Annotated in this window: 18 protein-coding genes and 1 tRNA gene; 11 read left to right on the top strand and 8 right to left on the bottom strand. The window is 65.6% G+C overall.

The window, feature by feature from the left end; translation table 11 throughout:
- The first annotated feature begins 119 nt into the window (after nucleotides 1-119).
- Nucleotides 120-4,031 carry a S8 family serine peptidase gene (locus QVG61_RS11550; protein WP_289930793.1) on the top strand — a complete coding sequence of 1,304 codons (3,912 nt, stop codon included), beginning with the start codon at nucleotides 120-122 and terminating at the stop codon, nucleotides 4,029-4,031.
- Here the strand turns inward: QVG61_RS11550 and QVG61_RS11545 are convergent.
- From QVG61_RS11545 to QVG61_RS11535, 3 genes are all read right to left on the bottom strand, one after another.
- A protein-coding gene (locus QVG61_RS11545; protein WP_289930792.1) for an IS5 family transposase occupies nucleotides 4,028-4,802 on the bottom strand; the annotation gives its coding sequence in 2 pieces (ribosomal slippage) (nucleotides 4,028-4,484 and nucleotides 4,483-4,802; 777 coding nt in all). The genes QVG61_RS11550 and QVG61_RS11545 overlap by 4 nt on opposite strands.
- A 120-nt stretch (nucleotides 4,803-4,922) precedes the next feature.
- Nucleotides 4,923-6,479 carry an SPOR domain-containing protein gene (locus QVG61_RS11540; RefSeq protein WP_289930791.1) on the bottom strand — a complete coding sequence of 519 codons (1,557 nt, stop codon included), beginning with the start codon at nucleotides 6,477-6,479 and terminating at the stop codon, nucleotides 4,923-4,925.
- 52 nt (nucleotides 6,480-6,531) lie between these two features.
- Nucleotides 6,532-7,317, bottom strand: a complete 786-nt coding sequence (locus QVG61_RS11535; RefSeq protein ID WP_289930790.1) for an outer membrane lipoprotein-sorting protein — start codon at nucleotides 7,315-7,317, stop codon at nucleotides 6,532-6,534.
- Nucleotides 7,318-7,691: 374 nt separating this feature from the next.
- On the opposite strand from QVG61_RS11535, the gene QVG61_RS11530 reads away from it, so the two are divergent.
- The 5 genes from QVG61_RS11530 to QVG61_RS11510 all read left to right on the top strand — a co-directional run bounded on the left by QVG61_RS11530 (nucleotide 7,692) and on the right by QVG61_RS11510 (nucleotide 13,072).
- Nucleotides 7,692-8,467, top strand: a protein-coding gene (locus QVG61_RS11530; RefSeq protein ID WP_289930007.1) for an IS5 family transposase whose coding sequence is annotated in 2 segments (ribosomal slippage) — nucleotides 7,692-8,007 and nucleotides 8,007-8,467 — 777 coding nt in all. Because the reading frame shifts where the segments join, the coding sequence is not laid out codon by codon here.
- A gap of 851 nt (nucleotides 8,468-9,318) precedes the next feature.
- On the top strand, nucleotides 9,319-9,921 hold the full coding sequence (lexA, locus tag QVG61_RS11525) for a transcriptional repressor LexA (protein WP_289930789.1): 603 nt from the start codon (nucleotides 9,319-9,321) through the stop codon (nucleotides 9,919-9,921).
- Nucleotides 9,918-10,565 (top strand): translesion DNA synthesis-associated protein ImuA, encoded by a 648-nt coding sequence (imuA, locus tag QVG61_RS11520; RefSeq protein WP_289930788.1) that lies wholly within the window; start codon nucleotides 9,918-9,920, stop codon nucleotides 10,563-10,565. The genes lexA and imuA overlap by 4 nt, the downstream gene beginning before the upstream one ends.
- 80 nt (nucleotides 10,566-10,645) lie before the next feature.
- Nucleotides 10,646-11,458, top strand: a complete 813-nt coding sequence (mazG, locus tag QVG61_RS11515) for a nucleoside triphosphate pyrophosphohydrolase (protein WP_289930787.1) — start codon at nucleotides 10,646-10,648, stop codon at nucleotides 11,456-11,458.
- A gap of 417 nt (nucleotides 11,459-11,875) precedes the next feature.
- Complete coding sequence (locus tag QVG61_RS11510; protein WP_289930786.1) at nucleotides 11,876-13,072, top strand: ammonium transporter; 1,197 nt, start codon at nucleotides 11,876-11,878, stop codon at nucleotides 13,070-13,072.
- A 36-nt stretch (nucleotides 13,073-13,108) separates the two neighbouring features.
- Here QVG61_RS11510 and QVG61_RS11505 read toward each other — a convergent pair whose 3' ends face one another.
- The 4 genes from QVG61_RS11505 to ispB all read right to left on the bottom strand — a co-directional run bounded on the left by QVG61_RS11505 (nucleotide 13,109) and on the right by ispB (nucleotide 15,538).
- On the bottom strand, nucleotides 13,109-13,807 hold the full coding sequence (locus tag QVG61_RS11505; RefSeq protein ID WP_289930785.1) for a phosphoribosyltransferase family protein: 699 nt from the start codon (nucleotides 13,805-13,807) through the stop codon (nucleotides 13,109-13,111).
- An 8-nt stretch (nucleotides 13,808-13,815) separates the two neighbouring features.
- The gene (locus tag QVG61_RS11500; RefSeq protein WP_289930784.1) at nucleotides 13,816-14,205 is read right to left on the bottom strand and encodes a TraR/DksA C4-type zinc finger protein; all 390 of its coding nucleotides are present in this window, start codon (nucleotides 14,203-14,205) and stop codon (nucleotides 13,816-13,818) included.
- 273 nt (nucleotides 14,206-14,478) lie between these two features.
- Nucleotides 14,479-14,555 (bottom strand) — tRNA-Pro (locus tag QVG61_RS11495).
- 14 nt (nucleotides 14,556-14,569) lie between these two features.
- A complete protein-coding gene (ispB, locus tag QVG61_RS11490) occupies nucleotides 14,570-15,538 on the bottom strand; it encodes an octaprenyl diphosphate synthase (RefSeq protein WP_289930783.1) in 969 nt (322 codons plus the stop codon).
- Nucleotides 15,539-15,803: 265 nt separating this feature from the next.
- Here ispB and rplU point away from each other — a divergent pair, with 265 nt between their 5' ends.
- From rplU to proB, 4 genes are all read left to right on the top strand, one after another.
- Nucleotides 15,804-16,115 carry a 50S ribosomal protein L21 gene (gene rplU, locus QVG61_RS11485; RefSeq protein ID WP_289930782.1) on the top strand — a complete coding sequence of 104 codons (312 nt, stop codon included), beginning with the start codon at nucleotides 15,804-15,806 and terminating at the stop codon, nucleotides 16,113-16,115.
- A gap of 24 nt (nucleotides 16,116-16,139) precedes the next feature.
- Complete coding sequence (rpmA, locus tag QVG61_RS11480) at nucleotides 16,140-16,400, top strand: 50S ribosomal protein L27 (RefSeq protein WP_289930781.1); 261 nt, start codon at nucleotides 16,140-16,142, stop codon at nucleotides 16,398-16,400.
- Between the two features lie 487 nt (nucleotides 16,401-16,887).
- The gene (gene cgtA / locus QVG61_RS11475; RefSeq protein ID WP_289930780.1) at nucleotides 16,888-17,952 is read left to right on the top strand and encodes an Obg family GTPase CgtA; all 1,065 of its coding nucleotides are present in this window, start codon (nucleotides 16,888-16,890) and stop codon (nucleotides 17,950-17,952) included.
- Nucleotides 17,949-19,070 (top strand): glutamate 5-kinase, encoded by a 1,122-nt coding sequence (gene proB, locus QVG61_RS11470; RefSeq protein ID WP_289930779.1) that lies wholly within the window; start codon nucleotides 17,949-17,951, stop codon nucleotides 19,068-19,070. Before cgtA ends, proB begins: the two co-directional genes overlap by 4 nt.
- A gap of 66 nt (nucleotides 19,071-19,136) precedes the next feature.
- Here the strand turns inward: proB and rpsT are convergent, their stop codons facing one another.
- Nucleotides 19,137-19,403, bottom strand: a complete 267-nt coding sequence (gene rpsT, locus QVG61_RS11465) for a 30S ribosomal protein S20 (protein ID WP_289930778.1) — start codon at nucleotides 19,401-19,403, stop codon at nucleotides 19,137-19,139.
- Nucleotides 19,404-19,521: 118 nt separating this feature from the next.
- On the opposite strand from rpsT, the gene murJ reads away from it, so the two are divergent.
- Entirely contained in the window at nucleotides 19,522-21,102 is a 1,581-nt protein-coding gene (gene murJ, locus QVG61_RS11460; RefSeq protein WP_289930777.1) for a murein biosynthesis integral membrane protein MurJ, read from the top strand.
- Nucleotides 21,103-21,149 lie beyond the last annotated feature (47 nt).

Genomic DNA, 21,149 nt, shown 5'->3' with positions numbered 1-21,149 from the left:
GGCAGCGAGAGCTGCATCACAAACTCCGTTGCCTGGAGTTCAAACCCGGTCACGTCTGCCGCTGTGGATCCGCGACAACATGGAACACACCCGTTCCGCAGTGAGTGAATCCGGATCCCATGACAATCAGCCGCGTTCTGTCTTGCCTCTCCTTCCTTTCCCATCTCCTGTTACGCAACCACCCGGCCAGGCTCACGGGCCTGGCTCTGCTGGTGGTCTTCGGCAGGGCGCCCCTCTCGGCCGCGGAACCGGTGCGTGGTGACTTCGTTGCCACCACGCCGAGCGCAGCGCCAGGACGCATCCTGGTGCAGATGCAGGCCGGGGCGGACAGCCGGCAACTGGAGGATGCGGTGGATTTCTATGGCGGCCGGAGCCGGGAGTATCTGCCCGCCATCCATACCCACGTAGTGGAGCTGCCGCCGGGGGCCGAGCAGGCCGTGGTCCAGGAACTGCTGGATGAGCCGGGTGTGGCCCTGGCCGAGCGCGACATGCAGGTGTCGCTGACCTTCATTCCCGACGACACCAAGTACGGCTCGGCCTGGCACCTGCAGACCATGAACCTGCCGCAGGCCTGGGACGGTTCCATGGGCGATGGCATCACCGTGGCGGTGCTCGATACCGGCATCCTCGCCAGTCACGAGGACTTCCAGGGCAAGCTGGTCAGCGGCTGGAACGCCGTCGACCAGGGGAACGACTACAGTGATCTCAACGGTCACGGCACCAAGGTCGCCGGTGTCATCGGCGCCCTCACCAACAATGGCATGGGGGTCGCCTCGATCGCGCCCAATGCCCGCATCATGCCCATCCGGGTCAGTAATGCCAGTGATGGCGTGGCCTATTTCAGCGACATCGCCCGCGGTCTGACCTGGGCGGCCGACCACGGCGCGCGGGTGGCCAACATCAGCTATGACGTCAGCTCCAGCAGCATCATCGCCAACGCCGCCCAGTATATGCGCAGCAAGGGTGGCGTGGTGGTGGTCGCGGCCGGTAACAGTGGCAGCGAGCAGTTCTACGCGGATTCACCCTACATGATCTCGGTCTCCGCCACCCGCAAGGACGACGCCTTGGCCAGCTGGTCGAGCTATGGCAACTACGTGGACGTTTCCGCCCCCGGCGTCTCGCTGTGGACCACGGCCAAGGGCGGCGGCTATGCCACCGCCTCCGGTACCTCCTTCGCCAGCCCGGCAACGGCCGCCGTCGCCGCCCTGGTGCTCGCCGCCGACAGCAGCCTGACTCCGGACGAGGTGGAGCAGATCCTCGAGGAGACCGCCAGGGAACTCGGCAGCGCCGGCTGGGACAAACGCTACGGCCATGGTCGGGTGGATGCCGCGGCCGCCGTGGCGCGGGCCCGGCAGGGTCAGGGTGGCGATGCCCAGGCCCCCAGCGTCGCCATCAGTTCCCCGGTCGCCAATGCCAGCGTCTCCGGCACCCTGACCGTTACCGTCACCGCCAGCGACAATGTCGGTGTGCAGCGGGTCGAACTCTATGTCGGCAGCAGTCTGCTCGGCACCGATCTAACCGCGCCCTACCAGTTCAGCTGGAACACCTCGGTCAGCGGTGCCGGCAGCCGGACCCTGACCGCTTATGCGTATGACGCCGCCGGCAACAGCAGCAGTGCCGCCGTCAACGTCACCGTGGCGGACACCACGCCCCCGGTGGTGGTGGCTCCGGCCGATCGCGTGGTCGAGGCCAGCGGTCCGCTGACCGCGGTGTCCCTGGGCAGTGCCAGCGCCAGCGACGACGTGGACGGCAGCCTGAGCGCCACGCCGAGCAGCAGCGGTCCCTTCACGGTCGGCACCCATCAGATCGTCTGGAGCGCCACCGACAGCGCCGGCAACACCGGCACCGCGACCCAGACGCTGACGGTGCGCGATACCACGCCGCCGCAGGTCACGGCGCCCGCCGATCTGACCGTGCAGGCCAGCGGCAGCAGCACCAGCGTCAATCTCGGCAATGCCAGCGCCGTCGATCTGGTGGACGGCAGCCTGAGCGCCGCGCCGAGCAGCAGCGGTCCCTTCACGGTCGGCACCCATCAGATCGTCTGGAGCGCCACCGACAGCGCCGGCAACACCGGCACGGCGGTGCAGACCCTGGTCGTGTCCTTCAGCGACCTGACACCGCCCCGGGTGACCGCGCCGCCGGACATTCTGGTCGAGGCCAGCGGTCCGCTGACCGCAGTGTCCCTGGGCAGTGCCAGCGCCAGCGACGACGTGGACGGCAGCCTGAGCGCCACGCCGAGCAGCAGCGGCCCCTTCACGGTCGGCACCCACCAGGTCGTCTGGAGTGCCACCGACAGTGCCGGCAATCGCGGCACCGCCATCCAGCAGGTCCGGGTGCAGGACACCACGGCGCCGAGTCTCGTCCCGCCGCCCGATATCCGAGTCGGCGCCAGCGGCCATCTGACCGAGGTGGAACTGGGCACGCCCAGCGTCAGCGACGCTGTCAGTCGCCAGCTCCAGGCGGTGGTCGACGACCGCGGTCCCTTCACCAGCGGTCGGCACCTCGTCACCTGGACGGCCACCGATGCCGCCGGCAACCGCAGCACGGCCACCCAGGTGGTGATCGTCGAACCGCGGGTCGACGTCGCCGTCGACCAGGTGCTGAGTGAGGGTAGCCGGGCGACCGTCACCGTCCATCTCAGTGGCGAGGCGGCCAGCTATCCGGTGCGCGTGCCCTATCGGCTCTCCGGCACAGCGCTCAATCCCGCGGATCATGACGCCGTGGATGGGGTGATCCGCATCGACAGCGGTACCAGCGGCAGCTTCGGCTTCGACATCGTCGACGACGGTTTCGGCGGGGAGGGTGACGAGACCCTGCTGGTTACCCTGGGTACGCCGGTCAATGCCGTGCCCGGCAGCCGGCTGCAGCATCGCATCACCATCACCGAGAACAATGTCCGCCCGCGCGCCATGCTCAAGGCCCGCCAGGCCGGGCTGGCGGTACGCCGCGTCTATCGGGATCAGGGGCCGGTCACGGTCAGCGCCACGGTGATCGATCCCAACCCCGGTGACAGCCACCGCTACGACTGGAGCCTGTCCGACAACAGCCTGGTTTCGACCCAGGCCATGGACAGCCAGCGTTTTGTCTTCGATCCGGCTCAGCTCACCCCCGGGCTGTACCGGATCAGCCTCAAGGTCAGCGACGACGGCACGCCGAGCGCCTCGGTGGTGACTGAACTGTTGTTGCAGGTCGAAGCGGAGGCGCCGCAGCTGAGCCCCCTCATCGACAGTGATGCCGACGGCCAGCCGGATGCCGACGAGGGCAGCGGCGACAGCGACGAGGACGGTATCCCGGACTATCTGGATGCCCTCGACAGCCGCAATCTGCTGCAGGGCGAGGTCGGGGACGTCGAGCGCGGTCTGTTGCACGCCGAGGCCGGCCTCAACATGCGGCTCGGCGGCACGGCCCTGGCGGCTGGCCGCAACGCCGGCCGGATCCGGCTGGATGACGTGATCCGCCATGGTGGCCGCAACGGCGAGGCACCGGGCAATGCCGAGGAGACACTGTCCTATCCTGGCGGCATCTTCGACTTCGAGATCGACGGGCTCAGTGAACAGGGCCAGTCGGTGCGCGTGGTACTGCCGCAGCAGGTGCCGGTGCCGGCCGGGGCGGTGTACCGCAAGTACCATCCGGAGCAGGGCTGGAGCGATTTCGTCATCGACAGCCGCAACCGCGTCGCCTCGGCGCCGGGCGGCGTCGACGGCAGCTGCCCCGCGCCCGGCAGCGGGGAATACGTCGACGGCCTGACGCCCGGCCATTTGTGCGTGCAGTTGACTCTGGAAGACGGCGGGCCGAACGATGCCGATGGCCGGGCCAACGGCACGATCCAGGATCCGGGCGGTGTCGCCGCACCCGCGGCCAGTGATAGCGGCGATGATACGCTGGGCGTTGCGGTCTCCGCTGGCGGGGGCGGCGGCTGCGTCCTCGGCAGCCGCGCCGAGGCCGATGGCAGTTGGTGGCTGATCCTGCTGCTGCTCGCCGCGCTGCGATTGCCGCGGCGGGAGGGGTGGAAGTTAGGAGCTGGAAGTTAGGGCGTGTTAACACTAATCAGTGCGTCGACAATCAGTGCGAAATGAATGAAGAAGATGAAAACGCAATCCAGTTTGTCGAATCGCGAGAAGATCCGGCGAAAACCCTTCAGCCGACGAAACAGCCGTTCGACCTCGTTGCGTTTCTTGTACATCTCTTTGTCATATTCCCACACGCTCAGCCGATTGTTTTTGGGCGGAACGACAGGAAGCATTTCAAGTTCCAATACCAACTGGCGCGTTTCATCGCCTTCGTAGGCTTTGTCCATAATGACATGCGTCCCCTCCCATCCTTTATTTTCAAGGGTTTTCAGCAGCTTTCTTCCCTCCGGCGCATCACCTGCCTGACCAGGAGAAAGCGAGAACGTCACGGCTGTTCTGGCGTCAGCCGCAACCATGTGAATTTTGGTTGTCCAGCCCGCGCGCGATTTACCAATCGATTGTGGACCGTTTTTTTAATGCGCCCGTTCCATCAGGATGCACTTTGACAGCTGTGCTATCGAGCGATACATGATCCACCTGAATGTTGATGACATCGTTTTCCTGCAGTGCGGCGAACACATGATCCAGGACGCCTTTCTTGGCCCACCGGTTGGCGCGCGTGTAAATCGTATGCCAATTGCCGAACTTTTTCGGTAATCCTCGCCATTTGCAGCCGTGTTCCGCGACATACAAAATGGCATTGAGTACCTGTAAATTGGATATGGAAACGTTACCCCGCTGTTTTGGCAGTAACTTTTCGATGATTTTGAATTCTGCTGATGTAATTTTCATGGATGTAGTATATCAGCATTAGTGTTAACACGCCCTAGGAGCTAGAAGCTAGAAGCTAGAAGCTGGAAGCTGGAAGCCGGGAGTCAGGAGGTGGGTGAGCGCGCCCACCCTTTCTAGCTCCTAGAAGAAATACGCCATCTCGGCCTGCAGATAGTCGTCGTTGCGCAGTCCGCCGAACAGGTCGCCGGCCTTCAGGCCGGTGAAGACGCGCGCCTCCAGGCTCAGTTTCCAGCGGTCGCCGAGGCGCCGGCTGGCCTCCAGGTTGTAGAAACGCTGGCGGCGGTCGTCGCGGTCGACGACCACGCCGAACAGCAGTTCCGAGGACTGCACGTCGTTCAGCGCCAGGCGCATGCCGAGCATCAGGTCGTCCTCGAACAGGGTCGGTGCGTCGTTATTGCGGTCATCGAACAGGTATTCGCCAATCACTCCCAGATCCAGCACCGTGTCGAAGATGCCGACGAAGGTGTATTCGAAGCCGCCCGCCGCCGCGGTGTAACGGTCACCCTGGCCGCTGCGGCTGTAGCCCTCCAGCTTCCACAGCCAGTTGCCGAGAGTCGCCTGCAGATCGAGGCTGGTCTGGTTGATGATCGGGTAGTAGGGGGTCAGGACCGGACTGGAAGCGCTGCTGTCGAGGCGCAGGGTGGGCTCGCGACTGGTGCCGTAGAAGTGGGCCAGGCCGATGTCCCAGTCGCCGAGGCTGTGGGACCAGCGGATGGCGGCGTCCACATGCCGCCGGCCGGCGGCGGATTCATATTCGGTGCGGCTGGTGTCGACGTAGGGGATGGTGCGCAGCCGTCCCTCGCGACCGGCGAAGGTCCGTTCGCGGAAACCCGGCAGCAGGAACAGGTCGAGCGTCCCCCAGTCGCGGATCAGCGCCAGGTTGACCATCGGCTGGCCGAGGCGGTCCTCGGTGTCGATGTTCTCCACCAGATCGACCTGGTTGATGATGTCCACCAGGTGCACGGATTCGGTCACTCCCCAGAACAGCTTGCGGATGCCGACGCGCAGTTCCCAGTCGTCGGCCGCTTTCAGCCAGGTCAGTTCGCGGATGTCGGCATGGCTGCGTTCCGGGTCCTGGTTGTCGAGGCGCAGGAAGGGAACGAAGGTGAAGCTCTGCCGACCGTGATCCCACTCGCGATAGTATTCGGGTTCCAGGGCGACAGACAGGTTGAGGCCGTCATGCTGCCGTGGGGCCAGGGCGTCGTGGGGGAATAGGCGGGCTTCCAGCGCCACGTGGCCCGACCATTCGCTGACCGTCGTGCCCCGCTGTGGTGGCGGAGACGGTGCGGGTGGCGTCGGCCTGGAGGCTGCGGCGGGCGGCGGATTCCGGGAAGGGGTCGTTGCGGCAGGCGGCAGTCCGGGCAGGGGATAGTCGCGGACGAAGCCCGGCCAGCCCGCGTTGGCCAGGCGGTTCTGCAGCCGCCGGGCGAGGTCCAGTTCCTCGACCGGGCCGACCAGCACGGCATGCAGCCGCGGCTCCATGCCGGGCAGGGTCACCTGCCGGATCTCGGCAAGACCCAGCCCTCGCAGCCGTTTCACCACCCGCGCCGCATTGTCGGCGCTGGTGAAGGCGCCGACCTGGACCACGTAGTCGGCAAGGGCAGCACCGGCGGGGGCGAGCAGCAACAGGCCGGCGAGGGCGATCGTCAGCCGTCGTCTGCCGAGGTGCTCAGTCATGGTTTCCTCCTTCCCCCGCGCGACCATGCCGCCCATGATAAGCCGCCGGCACTCAGTGTGCCCTCTTCAGGCTGTTCTTGTCGAAGTCCCTGGACGTCAGACCGGTGCGGAAGCGGTAGTCGGACCACCTGAGGGTGGTCTGCTTGCCGGTCTGGTGATTGATCATGTGCATCTCGTCCGGTCGCCAGTAGCGGTCCAGGTAACGATGATAGCCGCTCAGGGTGAGGGTTTTCAGCAGGCTGTCCTTGCGGTCATAGAACTCGACCTTGACCGGGCGGTACATCCCGCTGTCGATCCACACCACCTGACGGGTGTAGCCCGAGTACTCGTACTGCGGATAGCGTTCGATGACCAGGGTCTTGCGGCCGCCGACTTCCTCCTCGCGCAGGAAGCGATAGCTGTACTTCGGTACCTCCTGGGAGGTCATGTCCTCGTAGGCAAACTCGCTGCCCATGAAGGGGCCGGACTTGTTGCGTGAAGCGATGCGTTTGACCCGCTTCAGCGCCGGCAGATAGAGCCACTGTTCGTCCGGCTTCAGGGCATGGGTGTAGCTGAGGAAGGCCGTGCCCTTGACGTCGCGGGGATGGTCGAAGATGGTCAGGCTCTTGTCGCCATCGTTCTCGACCTCCAGGGTACGGACGCGGATCTGGCGGCGGCTCTCGTCGCCGCGCCGGTTGCGCAGGATCATCTCCATGCGTGCCGTCTGGTCGCCCCAGCCGGTGTCGCGCCGGTCCATCTCCTCGGCGATGGCCAGCCCCTTTTCCTCGGCGGTCTCGGCGGCAAGAGCGGTACTCAGCAGGCAGAGGGGGAGCAGCAGGATCAGTATCAGTCTGTTCATGTCAGGGGTTCCGGGGGTTTGCGTCGGGTTGCGCCCGGCACTCATTGTACCAAGTTGTCATACGCGAATCGTAAATACTAAGACAAACGATAACAAAGCCTCATTCAGAGCTTGCCAGGCGCCCCGGATCAAGGCGTGCTCCGCAGGGAATGGCCCGCCCTTGCCAAGGGGCACAACGCAGAGCCGGGGCGCCTGGCAAGCTCCCTGCGGGCGGGCCTCTGGACGGCCATCCGCAACGTTGCAATGGCTTGACAGGGAATCACCCTGCCGGCGCCATTGCGCCTTGCGGGCTGATCGACCAGAGATCCGCTGAATGAGGCTTTGTTATCGTTTGTCTTAGGGCGTGTTAACACTAATGCTGATATACTACATCCATGAAAATTACATCAGCAGAATTCAAAGTCATCGAAAAGTTACTGCCAAAACAGCGGGGTAACGTTTCCATATCCAATTTACAGGTACTCAATGCCATTTTGTATGTCGCGGAACACGGCTGCAAATGGCGAGGATTACCGAAAAAGTTCGGCAATTGGCATACGATTTACACGCGCGCCAACCGGTGGGCCAAGAAAGGCGTCCTGGATCATGTGTTCGCCGCACTGCAGGAAAACGATGTCATCAACATTCAGGTGGATCATGTATCGCTCGATAGCACAGCTGTCAAAGTGCATCCTGATGGAACGGGCGCATTAAAAAAAACGGTCCACAATCGATTGGTAAATCGCGCGCGGGCTGGACAACCAAAATTCACATGGTTGCGGCTGACGCCAGAACAGCCGTGACGTTCTCGCTTTCTCCTGGTCAGGCAGGTGATGCGCCGGAGGGAAGAAAGCTGCTGAAAACCCTTGAAAATAAAGGATGGGAGGGGACGCATGTCATTATGGACAAAGCCTACGAAGGCGATGAAACGCGCCAGTTGGTATTGGAACTTGAAATGCTTCCTGTCGTCCCGCCCAAAAACAATCGGCTGAGCGTGTGGGAATATGACAAAGAGATGTACAAGAAACGCAACGAGGTCGAACGGCTGTTTCGTCGGCTGAAGGGTTTTCGCCGGATCTTCTCGCGATTCGACAAACTGGATTGCGTTTTCATCTTCTTCATTCATTTCGCACTGATTGTCGACGCACTGATTAGTGTTAACACGCCCTAGTATGTCGATTGTCGCCGGGCTAACGGCCTGTCGGACTTAGGCGATCGCAGCGGGCAGGGCGGGAGAGCGAACGAATCTTCACGATTTCGAGGCGCATCGTGGGCACTACGCAACGAGAAATCGGGGAGATTCGGGCCGCTCTCCCACCCGCGCAGCAGATCAGTCCTGAGTCCGACAGGTTGCTAGCTAGCCCGGATATTGCATCAGGACCCTGGGTGATGGCGTGCCTGGACCCGCCGTGGATCGCGGCCTGGAGGCCGCTCCTACGGGGCATGGCGGCACCCTGGTAGGAGCGGCCTCCAGGCCGCGATTGGCGTGGTGTTAACAGGCCCCAGGAGTCGGTCGGATTTAGGCAATCGCAGCGGCCAGGGCGGGAGAGCGAGCACAAATTTTCACGATTTCGAGGCGCATCGTGGGCACTACGCAACGAGAAATCGGGGAGATTCGGGCCGCTCTCCCGCCCGCGCGGTAGATCAGTCCTGAGTCCGACAGGCTGTTAACCCGGATATTGCACCAAGGCGGCTGGCATGAATGGGGTTCGTGCTGTAATACAGGGACGCCATGGCCATGGAAGGCCCCCCGGTGGGTTACAGTTTGCGCCTATCCGATGTCAGGCCGACTCTGGCTGTGCATCTTGGGCGATCCCCCTCAAGCCATAGCGACGGCCATGGTTTTTTGGGCGATCGCCCAACCTCCTTTGCCAGCCTCGCCCTGAGCATCGAATCCTTGGTGCAATATCCGGGTTAGAGGTGACATCCGGCCGAGGGCGGTCCTGTGGCCGCCATGACTTGCCTTTGGCGCCAGGCTGTATATACTTCCAGTACCTGTACAGGCAACCAGTAGGCGATCCAATGTCCGACCTGACCCAGCGCCAAGCCGAGATCCTCGACCTGATCCGTGATTTCCTCAGCGAATACGGCACCCCCCCGACCCGGGTCGAGATCGCCGAGGCCTTCGGCTTCCGTTCGCCCAACGCGGCCGAGGATCACCTGCGCGCCCTGGAGCGCAAGGGTTACATCGAACTGATGCCCGGTTCCTCGCGCGGCATCCGTCTGCTGGAGGCGAGCGGTATCCCGGTGGTCGGCCGGGTCGCCGCCGGCAGCCCGATCCTCGCCGAGGAACATATCGAGGAACACTACGAACTCAGCCCGGCGTTGTTCCACCCGCCGGCCGACTATCTGCTGCGTGTGCGGGGAGAGAGCATGCGTGACATCGGCATCATGGACGGTGATCTGCTCGCCGTGCACCGCACGCCGGAGGCCCGCAACGGCCAGATCGTGGTCGCCCGGCTGGACGACGAGGTGACGGTGAAGCGTTTCCAGCGGCGCGGCAACAAGGTCCGGTTGTTGCCGGAGAACCCGGAATTCCAGCCCATCGAGGTCGACCTGCGCGAGCAGGAGCTGGTCATCGAGGGCCTCGGCGTGGGTGTGCTGCGCAACGGGCGTCTCCAGTGAGCCTGCAGCGGCATCCCCCGGTTCCCTCCCTGCTGGCCGCGCAGCGGCCGCTGGCGGCGGACGGCATCCCCAGCGGCTTCGAGGCCCTGGATGCGCTGTTGCCGTCCGGTGGCTGGCCGCGTGCCGGCCTCATCGAGCTGCTGGTGCCGCGCGAGGGCATCGGTGTCCTGCAGCTGGTGCTGCCGGCGCTGGCCACTCTCAGCCGGCAGCGACGCTGGATCGCCTGGGTGGCGCCCCCCTATGTCCCCTATGCGCCGGCGCTGGGCCTCGCCGGGGTGGTGCCCGACCATCAGCTGATGATCCATCCGCGTCCCGACGGGGATGGTCTCGACGCGGTCGAGCGCACCCTGCGTTCCGGTACCTGTGGCGCCGTCCTGGCCTGGCCGCTGACCGGCGATGGCCCGCGCCTGCGGCGTCTGCAGGCGGCGGCCGAGGCGGGTCGCTGCCTGGGTCTGTTGTTCCGCCGCCAGGACGGCCCGCGTCCCCCCGGCGGGGTGGGCCTGCGACTGCGGGTCGAGCGTGGCGCGGGCGGGCTGTTCGTCGCCCTGCTCGCAGGGCGGGGTGGGCGGCGCGAGGCCGGTCGGGTGTTCATCGAGGACGCCCGTCTGCAGGCGAGCAGTCACCCCCAGCCGCGTTTCTGCTGACCCCTTTCCCCGCGGCCTGCCTGTGCCGGCGGGCCGATGCAGGTAAGATGTCCGGCGCTCCCTCGATTCTGGAGACCGGCATGAAACCATCACCACCCCACGCCTCACCCGCCGACGACCCCATGCGGCACCTGCTCGAGATCATGCGCCGGTTGCGCGATCCCGAGGGTGGCTGTCCCTGGGACAGGCAGCAGGATTTCCGCAGCCTGGTCCCCTACACCCTGGAGGAGGCCTACGAGGTCGCCGACGCCATCGAGCGTGGCGCCTTCGACGAGCTGTGCGGGGAGCTCGGCGATCTGCTCTTTCAGGTGGTGTTCCACGCCCAGCTGGCGGCGGAACAGGGGCGCTTCGGTTTCGAGGATGTCGCGCGTTCGATCGCCGACAAGCTGGTGCGCCGTCATCCCCACGTCTTCGCCGATGCCCGGGTGGCGGACGCCGAGCAGCAGACCCTGGACTGGGAACGGCGCAAGGCGGCCGAGCGCGAGGCGCGCAGCGGTGGCAGGGCGGGGGTGCTGCACGACATCCCCCAGGCACTGCCGGCCCTGACCCGGGCGGCCAAGCTGCAGCGGCGGTTGGCGCGGGCCGTGCCGGAGGCCGATCGGCCGCAGCAGCCGCTTCTCGAGGCCAGTCTCGATGCGTTGCGTCGGGCCCTTGGCGAGGGCGGCGGCCCGGCAGCCGGGGCGGCGCTGGGCGAACTGCTGTTTCATGCCGCCGGGCTGGCGCGCCAGCAGGGGCTGGATCCCGAGCATCTGCTGCGCGAGGCCAATCGCGATTTCGAGCAGCGCGTCGAGGGGCTCGAGGCGCGTCTCGCGGCCGAGGGCCGTCGCCTGGAGGACGCCGGTGCCGATGCCCTCGCGGCCCTCTGGGTGAGGGACGGGGACGGCGCGGCCTGACGCCATCCTGGCCCGGATATTGCGCCAAGGCGGCCCGCATGATCGGCGTGCAGGCTGTTCGATTGACTCCGGGTATCGCGGCCTGGAGACCGCTCCTACGGGGCATGGCAGCACCATGGCAGGAGCGGCCTCCAGGCCGCGATTGGCGTGGTGTTATTAACCCGGCAACTGAATCGGCGGGCGATCGCCCAAGCTGCTTGGCCGGATTCGCCCTGAGCATCGAATCCTTGGTGCAATATCCGGGCTGGAGCATCCAGCCTGGCCGGATTCCGCCAATTGCCCTCCAATGGTGCAGGGAATGTATACTAGGCGCCGTTCGGCGCTCCTGTGCTTCGAGGTGTAGCGGTCAGGCACGGGTTCTGAGCAAGCGCCGAGACCCGTGAATCGAAAGACCGTAACCAACCAGCGAGGAGAGTCATGGAACAACTGCAAGCCGGTACCAACGTCCTCTTTATCCTTCTAGGCGCCATCATGGTGCTAGCCATGCACGCAGGCTTTGCCTTCCTCGAGGTGGGGACGGTCCGGGAAAAGAACCAGGTCAATGCCCTGGTCAAGATCATCAGTGACTTCGCGGTCTCGACCATCGCCTATTTCTTCATCGGTTACGGCATCGCCTATGGCATGGACTTCATGCAGGGCGCCGCGGCGCTGACCGAGAAGAACGGCTATGAGCTGGTCAAGTTCTTCTTTTTGTTGACCTTTGCGGCTGCCATCCCGGCGATCATCTCCGGCGGTATCGCCGAGCGCGCCCGCTTCAACCCCCAGCTGCTGGCGACCTTTGCCCTGGTGGCGCTGGTCTATCCCTTCTTCGAGGGCATCACCTGGAACGGCAACTTCGGCATCCAGGAGTGGATCGAGGGCCGCTTCGGCGCAGGCTTCCACGATTTCGCCGGCTCGGTGGTGGTGCACGCCATGGGTGGCTGGATCGCGCTGGCGGCGGTGCTGCTGCTCGGCCCGCGCCATGGCCGCTATGGCAAGAACGGCGAGATGTACTCCCACCCGCCGTCGAGCATTCCCTTCCTGGCGCTTGGCGCCTGGGTGCTCAGCGTCGGCTGGTTCGGTTTCAACGTCATGTCGGCCCAGACCATCGACGCCATCAGCGGCCTGGTGGCGGTCAATTCGCTGATGGCCATGGTCGGTGGCATCCTGGCGGCGCTGATCGCCGGCCGCAACGACCCGGGCTTCGTGCACAACGGGCCACTTGCCGGCCTGGTGGCGGTCTGCGCCGGTTCCGATCTCATGCACCCGCTGGGTGCCCTGGTGACCGGTGCCGTGGCCGGCGGGCTGTTCGTCTGGACCTTCACCCTCACCCAGAACAGGTGGAAGATCGATGACGTGCTCGGCGTCTGGCCGCTGCATGGCCTCTGTGGTGCCTGGGGCGGCATCGCCGCCGGCATCTTCGGTCTGGAGGCACTGGGTGGCCTGGGGGGCGTGACCTTCGCTGCGCAGCTCGCCGGCACTGCACTCGGCGTGGCCATCGCACTCGGTGGCGGCTTCGTCGTCTATGGCCTGCTCAAGGCGGTGCTCGGCCTGCGCCTCACCCAGGAGGAGGAATACGAGGGCGCGGATCTCAGCATCCACCGCATCACCGCCACGCCGCCCTACGATCGTTGATCCGCATGGGCCGGCCGCGCCTGGTGCACGGCCGGCTCATGCGCCCTCTGCGCTCTGGAAGGTCTGCAGCAGCGCCTCGACCTCTTCCTCGCTGACGTCCGTCCAGTGCTGGTAGGCATCGGCCACTGCGAAGTAGGGGCCGCTGCGCACATTGGCGCAATAGATCTCGTCGGCCTGATCTGCCAGGGCAGTCAGAGAACTGGCCGGGCCGGTGGGTATGGCGATGATCAGCGGTGACGCGCCCTGGCGGCGCAGCGCCTGGGCGGCGACCCGCAGGGTGGAACCCGCGGCCAGGCCATCGTCGACCAGGATGACCGGTCGCTGGCGAAGATCGGGCCAGGGGTGCCGGCCGCGGAAACGGGCCACCCGGCGGCGGACCTTCTCCACGGCGGCCCGGGTCTGGCGTTCGATGGTTTCGGCGTCCAGGCCGTAATGCGCGACGTACTCCGGATTGATCCATACCGTGCCATCGAAGCCAACCGCGCCGAAACCGGCCTCGCTGGTCCAGGGCAGCAGGATCTTGCTGACCACGGCCACATCCAGCGGCAGCCCGAGTTCCCGGGCCATCCCGGCCGCGACCGGCACGCCGCCGGCGGGGATGCCAAGGACCAGGGCATTGCTGCCGTGCCAGGATTCCAGCATCTGTGCCAGCACCCGTCCCGCCGCCTCGCGGTCATGGAACACCCCCGTCCGCTGGCGCAGCTCCGGCAGGTCGTGGATGGGGGCGGCGGCCATGGCCGGGTTCAGAGACTCGGGGCGCTGTGGCCTGCGTGGGTCTTTTCGTATAGCGCCTGGGCCCTGGCGGTCCTTTTGGCCGTGGGGTTGGCCTCCAGTCGATCCAGTTCGATCGGCTCGCCGGTGTCGATGCACAAGCCGTAGGTGCCCTCGCGGATGCGGCGCAGGGCGTCCTCCACGTCGCGCAGTTCGGCCAGCAACTGGTCGATCCTGGCGTAGTTCAGATCGACCAGCAGGTCGGCCACGGACAGCTCCTCCAGGTCGTGCACCTGCCCTGCCAGCTCGATGAAGCGCTGATCGTCGGATTCGAGCAGGGCCTGGCGGATGGCCTCGCGCAGCTCGGCGTAACGCTGGTTGAGGATGGATTCGAAGTGCCTGATCTGTTCCGGGCTCAGCATGGCTTGCTCCTTTTCTAATGGCTGGTCGGATGATGCTGATTACCCCATTAATATTTAGTCGCCGGTGGGGATTTAAAGGTTCGCCGCAATTTTCGGGGTGCCGCGGCCCTGGCCCCCATGTCTGGGAAGATGGCCACGGAACACGCAGCCGGACCCCGCATGCTGTGTGGCGGGATGGTTGGGGCTGGGCGATTGGAGGCAGGGTGGAATCGGCGGGTTCCACGACGCCGGTCGCTTGACCGGTTCGGTTCATCGCGTGTGGAACCCTGGAATTGGTCGGGGTGACTGGATTCGAACCAGCGACCCCTGCCTCCCGAAGACAGTGCTCTACCAGGCTGAGCTACACCCCGAGGATGATGTTTTTTCAGTAGCTGCGGCTGACTGAAAAATCCGCCAGCGCATAGAGGGCGTCCCGGTAAGGCGAGGCCGGAAGCTGGGTCAGTGCTTCCATCGCCTGGTTGGCCGCCGTGCGCGCGGATTGCGCAGTGTACGCGATGGCACCGGTGGATTCAATGGCTGCCTGGACCGGTTCGATCAGATCCCGACCGCCCTTCTCGATGGCCTCGCGGACCACGGCCTTTTCCGCCTCGCTGCCGGTGCGCAGCACATGGATCAGCGGCAGGGTGGGCTTGCCCTCGGCCAGATCGTCGCCGATGTTCTTGCCGATGGCCTCGGCGTCGGCGCTGTAGTCGAGCACATCGTCGACCAGCTGGAAGGCGGTACCGAGATGCATGCCGTAGTGGCTGAGGGCCGTCTCCACCGCCGGCGGCTGGCCGCCGAGCATGGCGCCGATGCGGGCCGCGGCCTCGAACAACTTGGCGGTCTTGCTGCGGATCACCTCCATGTAGCGCCCCTCGGTGGTGTCCGGGTCGTTGCAGTTCAAAAGCTGCATCACCTCGCCCTCGGCGATGGTGTTGGTGGTGTGGGCCATGACTTCCATGATCGGCATGCTGCCGACCTCGACCATCATCTCGAAGGCCCGGGAGTAGAGGAAGTCGCCGACCAGCACGCTGGCCTCGTTGCCCCAGATGGCGTTGGCGGTGTCGCGGCCGCGGCGCAGTTCGGAGGCGTCGACCACGTCATCGTGCAGCAGGGTGGCGGTGTGGATGAATTCGACGATGGCGGCCAGGTTGATGTGATGGGTGCCGCGGTAGCCGCAGGCATTGGCGGCGAGCAGTACCAGCAGCGGGCGCAGCCGCTTGCCACCGCTGTTTATGATGTACAGGCCGAGCTGGTTGATCAGCAGCACGTCGGAGCGCAGCCGCTCCTGGATGAGGCGGTTGACGGCCTCCATGTCGCTCGCAGTGAGGTCGCGGATTTCATCCAACGACATGAAATGGCTGGGATTTCTTAGTGGCTCACGCATGCGGTCAGGCTTGCTGCTGATGGGCTCCAGGGGTTGCGGGCGGGCGGGGCAACGGTCTGCCGTGGCCACCTTCGCCGACGCGGCCCTAGTGTACCCGGCAACCCCGTCCGGCACCAGTGAAAAGCGGATTGACCTGATCGTGGCCAGTCTATAGAATGTGCCCCCTTTCAGCGCCCGTCCCCCCAGGTGAGGCCGGGGCAGGCAACTAACCGGATTTTTGGAGATTTGAGTCATGTATGCAGTGATCGTGACCGGTGGTAAGCAGTACCGCGTTGCGCCCGGCGACAAGTTGCGGGTGGAGAAGCTCGATGCCGCCGAGGGCGATGCGGTCGAGTTCGACCAGGTCCTGATGGTTGCAGATGGCGAGGACGTCAAGCTGGGCCGGCCCTATGTCGAGGGCGGCAAGGTGACGGCCAAGGTGACGGCCCAGGGTCGCGGCAAGAAGGTCGAGATCATCAAGTTCCGCCGGCGCAAGCACCACATGAAGCGCCAGGGTCATCGCCAGTACTATACCGAACTGGAAATCACCGACGTTTCCGCATAAACAGAGCGCAGAGGTAAGGCTACCATGGCACATAAAAAGGCAGGCGGCAGCACTCGCAACGGCCGCGATTCGGAATCCAAGCGACTGGGCGTGAAGCGCTTCGGTGGCGAGGTGGTCAAGGCCGGCAACATCATCATCCGCCAGCGTGGCACCCACTTTCATCCCGGTGTCAACGTCGGCTGCGGCCGTGACCATACCCTCTATGCCAAGGCCGACGGTCAGGTCCGCTTCGTGGTGCGGGGTTCGCGCAACCGCAAGTTCGTCGACGTGGTGGCGGCCGAATAAGCCGCCCTACATGCGAGCCGGCAGATTCGGAGCCCCGCCTCGCCGCGGGGCTTTTTCATTATTAACAGGCTGTTGAAAAACTCTCTGACGGCACGATACGGCGTTAAAAAATGGCTCAAAATGCTCATTTACGACCATGTAAACTGCGCTTTTTCGCCATTTTTTGCCTTGTCTCGCACTCGCCAGAGACTTTTTCAACAGCCTGTTAACCCGGCAACCAAATAAATCGTATTCAGCCGCCGTGCAGCCGTCTGCGGCAAGGCATCGAAACGCTGCCGTAGTCTTTCTACGGCAAGGTTCGATAACGCCGTCCGCCGACGGCTGCACGGCGGCCGAACCTATTGAATTATAATGGCCGGGGCTTCAGGCCTGTCCCGTTACGGCGTTGCGGCCCTTGACAAGGTGACCGACCCTTGCCGGCGGGCCGCGCCTTGTCCCGGAACAGGCCTGAAGTCCTGAACGCGACCTATTTGGTTGCCGGGTTAATATGAAATTCGTAGACGAAGCGACAATCAAGGTGGCGGCCGGTGACGGCGGCAATGGCTGCGTCAGTTTCCGCCGCGAGAAGTACATTCCGCTGGGCGGTCCGGATGGCGGTGACGGCGGCGATGGCGGCAGCGTCTATCTGCTGGCCGACGAGAGCATCAACACCCTGGTCGATTTCCGCTACGAGCGAAGCTTCAACGCCCAGCGCGGCGAGAACGGCCGGGGACGCAACTGCACCGGCAAGAAGGGCGAGGATCTGGTGGTGCGGGTGCCGGTGGGTACCATGGTCTACGACGAGGAGACCGGTGAGCTGATCGGTGATCTGGTCGAGGCCGGGCAGAAACTGCGCGTCGCCCAGGGCGGCTGGCACGGCATCGGCAATGCGCGCTTCAAGAGCTCCACCAACCGCGCGCCGCGCCAGTCCACGCCGGGCACGCCGGGCGAGCAGCGCAGCCTGCGCCTGGAGCTGAAGCTGCTGGCCGACGTCGGCCTGCTGGGCCTGCCCAATGCCGGCAAGTCGACCCTGATCCGCGCCATTTCCGCCGCCCGGCCCAAGGTGGCGGACTATCCCTTCACCACTCTCTATCCCAACCTCGGCGTGGTGCGCGTCGGTGCCCATCAGAGTTTCGTGGTGGCCGACATCCCCGGGTTGATCGAGGGGGCGGCGGAGGGGGCCGGTCTCGGCATCCGCTTCCTCAAGCACCTGGCCCGGACCCGGCTGCTGCTGCACCTGATCGACGTGGCGCCGGCAGACGGCAGTGACCCGGTGGCGGAGGCGCACAAGATCGTGCGTGAGCTGGAGAAATACAGTCCGGAACTGGCTGGCCGCGAGCGCTGGCTGGTGCTGAACAAGATCGACCTGCTGCCGGCGGACCAGCGCGACGTGGTCTGCGCTGCCATCGTCGAGGGCCTCGGCTGGAGCGGGCCGGTGTTCCGTATCTCGGCGGTGACGGGGGAGGGCACCGAGGCGCTGACGCAACGGATCATGCAGCACCTCGAGCAACTCGATGCCACGCCGGAGGCGGCGCCGTTCGCCGAGGCGGAAGGCGGGGGCGCGGAGCAATGAGGGACCGCCGGCAACTCGGCGCCAGCCGCCGCTGGGTGGTGAAGATCGGCAGCGCCCTGCTGACCAACGACGGCCAGGGCCTGGATCTGGAGGCCATCGGCGGCTGGGTGGCGCAGATGGCCGAGCTGCGCCGCGCCGGCCACGAGCTGCTGCTGGTGTCCTCCGGCGCGGTGGCCGAGGGCATGTGCCGACTCGGCTGGCGCGAGCGCCCGCATGCCCTCAACGAGTTGCAGGCGGTGGCCGCGCTGGGCCAGATGGGTCTGGTGCAGGCGTACGAATCGGCCTTCCAGCGCCACGGCTATCATGCCGCCCAGGTATTGCTGACCCACGACGACCTCGCCGACCGGCAGCGCTATCTGAATGCGCGCAGCACCCTGCGGGCGCTGCTGCGGCTGGGGGTGGTGCCGGTGGTGAACGAGAACGACACCGTGGCCACCGAGGAGATCCGCTTCGGCGACAACGACACCCTGGCCGCGCTGGTGGCCAACCTGGTGGAGGCCGATCTGCTGGTCATCCTCACCGACCAGGCCGGCCTGTTCGACGCCGATCCGCGTCACCAGCCGGATGCCCGCCTGGTGGAGGAGGCCGAGGCGGAGGACGAGCGGCTGCTACTGATGGCCGGTGGCAGCGGCAGCTTTGGCCGGGGCGGTATGCTGACCAAGGTGCGGGCCGCGGCGCGCGCGGCGCGTTCCGGGACCAGTACCCTGATTGTCTCCGGTCGCGAGCCGGAGGTGCTGGCGCGTGTCGCGGCCGGCGAAAGGCTCGGCACCCTGCTCAAACCGGCCCGCGAGCCGCTGGCGGCGCGCAAGCAGTGGCTGGCCGGGCAGCTCACGGTGCGCGGCCGGCTGCGGCTGGATGCCGGGGCGGTCGAGGTGCTGCGCCAGGCCGGGCGCAGTCTGCTGCCGGTGGGGGTGACACAGGTGGAGGGGGACTTCGCCCGCGGCGAGCTGGTCAGCTGCCTTGGGCCGGACGGCACGGAGGTGGCACGCGGCCTGGTCAACTATGCCGCCGAGGAGGCGCGGCGCATCATCGGTCAGCCGAGCGATCGCATCGAATCCATCCTTGGCTATGTCGATGAACCGGAACTGATCCACCGCGACAACCTGGTGCTGGTCTGAGCCGTGGCCGGAAATGAAAAGGGCCGGTCACTGACCGGCCCCTTCGCCCTGCGGCTGTCTGTCCGCTCAGGCGGAGAGCTTGCGCAGGTGCTGGTTCAGGCGGCTCTTGTGGCGCGCGGCCTTGTTCTTGTGGATCAGACCCTTGCCGGCCATGTTGTCGATCACGGGCACGGCAGCCTGGTAGGCGGCGCGGGCCTTCTCGGCGTCGCCGGTGGCGATGGCCTTGACCACGTTCTTGATGTAGGTGCGCATCTTGGAACGCAGGCTGGCATTGTGCTGGCGGCGCCGTTCGCTCTGGCGTGCGCGCTTCTTCGCTTGTGCGGAATTGGCCAACTTGGAACTCCTATATGTCGTGCGTCTTGCCGAAAGACGGCGTAATATGCGCAACTTCGTTCCATTTGTCAATGGCGGGGGGTGAAAAAAGCCTGCCGCCGCCCGTGCCTGGAGGCGCATGAGTACCGGCCTGATCAGAAATACCGCCATCGTCAGCGCCATGACCCTGCTGTCGCGGATTCTCGGCTTCGTGCGTGACATGGTGCTGGCCCGGGCCTTCGGCGCCGGCCTGGCGCTGGACGCCTTCTTCGTCGCCTTCAAGATCCCCAACCTGCTGCGGCGGATGTTCGGCGAGGGCGCCTTCTCGCTGGCCTTCGTGCCGGTGCTCTCGGAATACAAGACCCGCCGCGATCACCCCGAGGTGCAGGCGCTGGTCGACCGGGTGGCCGGGACCCTGGCCGGGATCCTCATCCTGGTCAGCCTGCTCGGCGTGCTGGCCAGCCCGCTGCTGGTGATGCTGTTTGCGCCCGGCTTCATCGGCGAGGCCGGCAAGTTCGAGATCACCGCCGCCATGCTGCGGGTCACCTTCCCCTATATATTGTTCATTTCCCTGGTGGCCTTTGCCGGCTCGGTGCTCAATACTTACGGTCGCTTCGCCGTGCCGGCCTTTGCCCCGGTGTTGCTCAACCTGGTGCTGATCGCGGCCGCACTCTGGTGGACGCCCTATTTCGAGCAGCCGGTGATGGCCCTGGCCTGGGCGGTGTTCATCGGCGGCGCGTTGCAGCTCGGTTTCATGCTGCCCGGCCTGTTGCGCCTGCACCTGTTGCCTCGCCCGCGTTGGGGCTGGCGGCACAGCGGGGTGCGACAGATCCTGCGACTGATGGGGCCGGCGATCCTCGGTTCCTCGGTGGCGCAGATCAACCTGTTGTTCGACACCCTCATTGCCTCCTTTCTGGTCACTGGCAGTGTCAGCTGGCTGTACTTCGCCGATCGCATGGTGGAGTTCCCCCTCGGCGTGTTCGGCATCGCCCTGTCCACCGTGATCCTGCCGAGCCTGGCACACAGCCATGCGGCACGCGAACCCCAGCAGTTCCGCATGCTGCTCGATCGCGCGCTGCGCTGGGTGTTCCTGCTCGGCACGCCAGCGACCCTGGGATTGCTGCTGCTGGCCGGGCCGATCATCGTCAGTCTCTTCCAGTACGAGCAGTTCACCCCGCAGCAGGCGGAGATGACCACCCTGGCGCTGATGGCCTATGTGCTCGGGCTGCCGGCCTTCATCCTGGTCAAGGTCCTGGCCCCCGGCTTCTACTCGCGACAGGACACCCGTACCCCGGTCCGCATCGGTATCATCGCCATGGTCTCGAACATGGGCCTGAACCTGCTCTTCGTGCTGCCGATGGTGCTGCTCGCCATCCCCGGGCCGCACACCGGCCTGGCCTTCGCCACCGCCTGTTCCGCCTGGCTCAATGCCGGCCTGCTCTACCGCAGGCTGCGTCGGGAGGCGGTCTACGCCCCGCAGCCCGGCTGGTGGCCGGTCTGGGGGCGGATCCTGGCGGCCGGCGGTGGCATGACCGTGCTGCTGCTGCTCGGCCCGGCCCCGCTGGAGGTCTGGTTCGCGCGCAGTGGGCCGGAGCGCCTGTTCTGGCTGGGGCTGTGGATCGGCGCGGCGGGACTGCTCTACCTGCTGTTGCTGCAACTCTTCGGCCAGCGCCTGCAGACGCTGTGGCGGCGGCCTGACGTGGCGCTGGAGGAGGAATGACATGCCCGGCCAGTCCTTTATAATCCACCGCCTGGGAAGGGCATCGG

This window comes from Thiohalobacter sp. IOR34 (genome assembly GCF_030406045.1).
Classification (GTDB): domain Bacteria; phylum Pseudomonadota; class Gammaproteobacteria; order Thiohalobacterales; family Thiohalobacteraceae.
Note: the sequence above shows the minus strand (reverse complement) of the source record. Positions and strands in the feature narration are given on the sequence as shown.

Excerpts from the sequence above, each read along its gene's own strand:
- QVG61_RS11505 (WP_289930785.1), bottom strand. The coding sequence starts at position 13,807 with ATGGCCGCCGCCCCCATCCACGACCTGCCGGAGCTGCGCCAGCGGACG.
- murJ (WP_289930777.1), top strand. The coding sequence starts at position 19,522 with ATGAGTACCGGCCTGATCAGAAATACCGCCATCGTCAGCGCCATGACC.
- rplU (WP_289930782.1), top strand. The coding sequence starts at position 15,804 with ATGTATGCAGTGATCGTGACCGGTGGTAAGCAGTACCGCGTTGCGCCC.
- QVG61_RS11535 (WP_289930790.1), bottom strand. The coding sequence starts at position 7,317 with ATGAACAGACTGATACTGATCCTGCTGCTCCCCCTCTGCCTGCTGAGT.
- ispB (WP_289930783.1), bottom strand. The coding sequence starts at position 15,538 with ATGTCGTTGGATGAAATCCGCGACCTCACTGCGAGCGACATGGAGGCC.
- QVG61_RS11540 (WP_289930791.1), bottom strand. The coding sequence starts at position 6,479 with ATGACTGAGCACCTCGGCAGACGACGGCTGACGATCGCCCTCGCCGGC.
- lexA (WP_289930789.1), top strand. The coding sequence starts at position 9,319 with ATGTCCGACCTGACCCAGCGCCAAGCCGAGATCCTCGACCTGATCCGT.
- QVG61_RS11550 (WP_289930793.1), top strand. The coding sequence starts at position 120 with ATGACAATCAGCCGCGTTCTGTCTTGCCTCTCCTTCCTTTCCCATCTC.
- mazG (WP_289930787.1), top strand. The coding sequence starts at position 10,646 with ATGAAACCATCACCACCCCACGCCTCACCCGCCGACGACCCCATGCGG.
- cgtA (WP_289930780.1), top strand. The coding sequence starts at position 16,888 with ATGAAATTCGTAGACGAAGCGACAATCAAGGTGGCGGCCGGTGACGGC.
- QVG61_RS11500 (WP_289930784.1), bottom strand. The coding sequence starts at position 14,205 with ATGCTGAGCCCGGAACAGATCAGGCACTTCGAATCCATCCTCAACCAG.
- QVG61_RS11510 (WP_289930786.1), top strand. The coding sequence starts at position 11,876 with ATGGAACAACTGCAAGCCGGTACCAACGTCCTCTTTATCCTTCTAGGC.
- proB (WP_289930779.1), top strand. The coding sequence starts at position 17,949 with ATGAGGGACCGCCGGCAACTCGGCGCCAGCCGCCGCTGGGTGGTGAAG.
- rpmA (WP_289930781.1), top strand. The coding sequence starts at position 16,140 with ATGGCACATAAAAAGGCAGGCGGCAGCACTCGCAACGGCCGCGATTCG.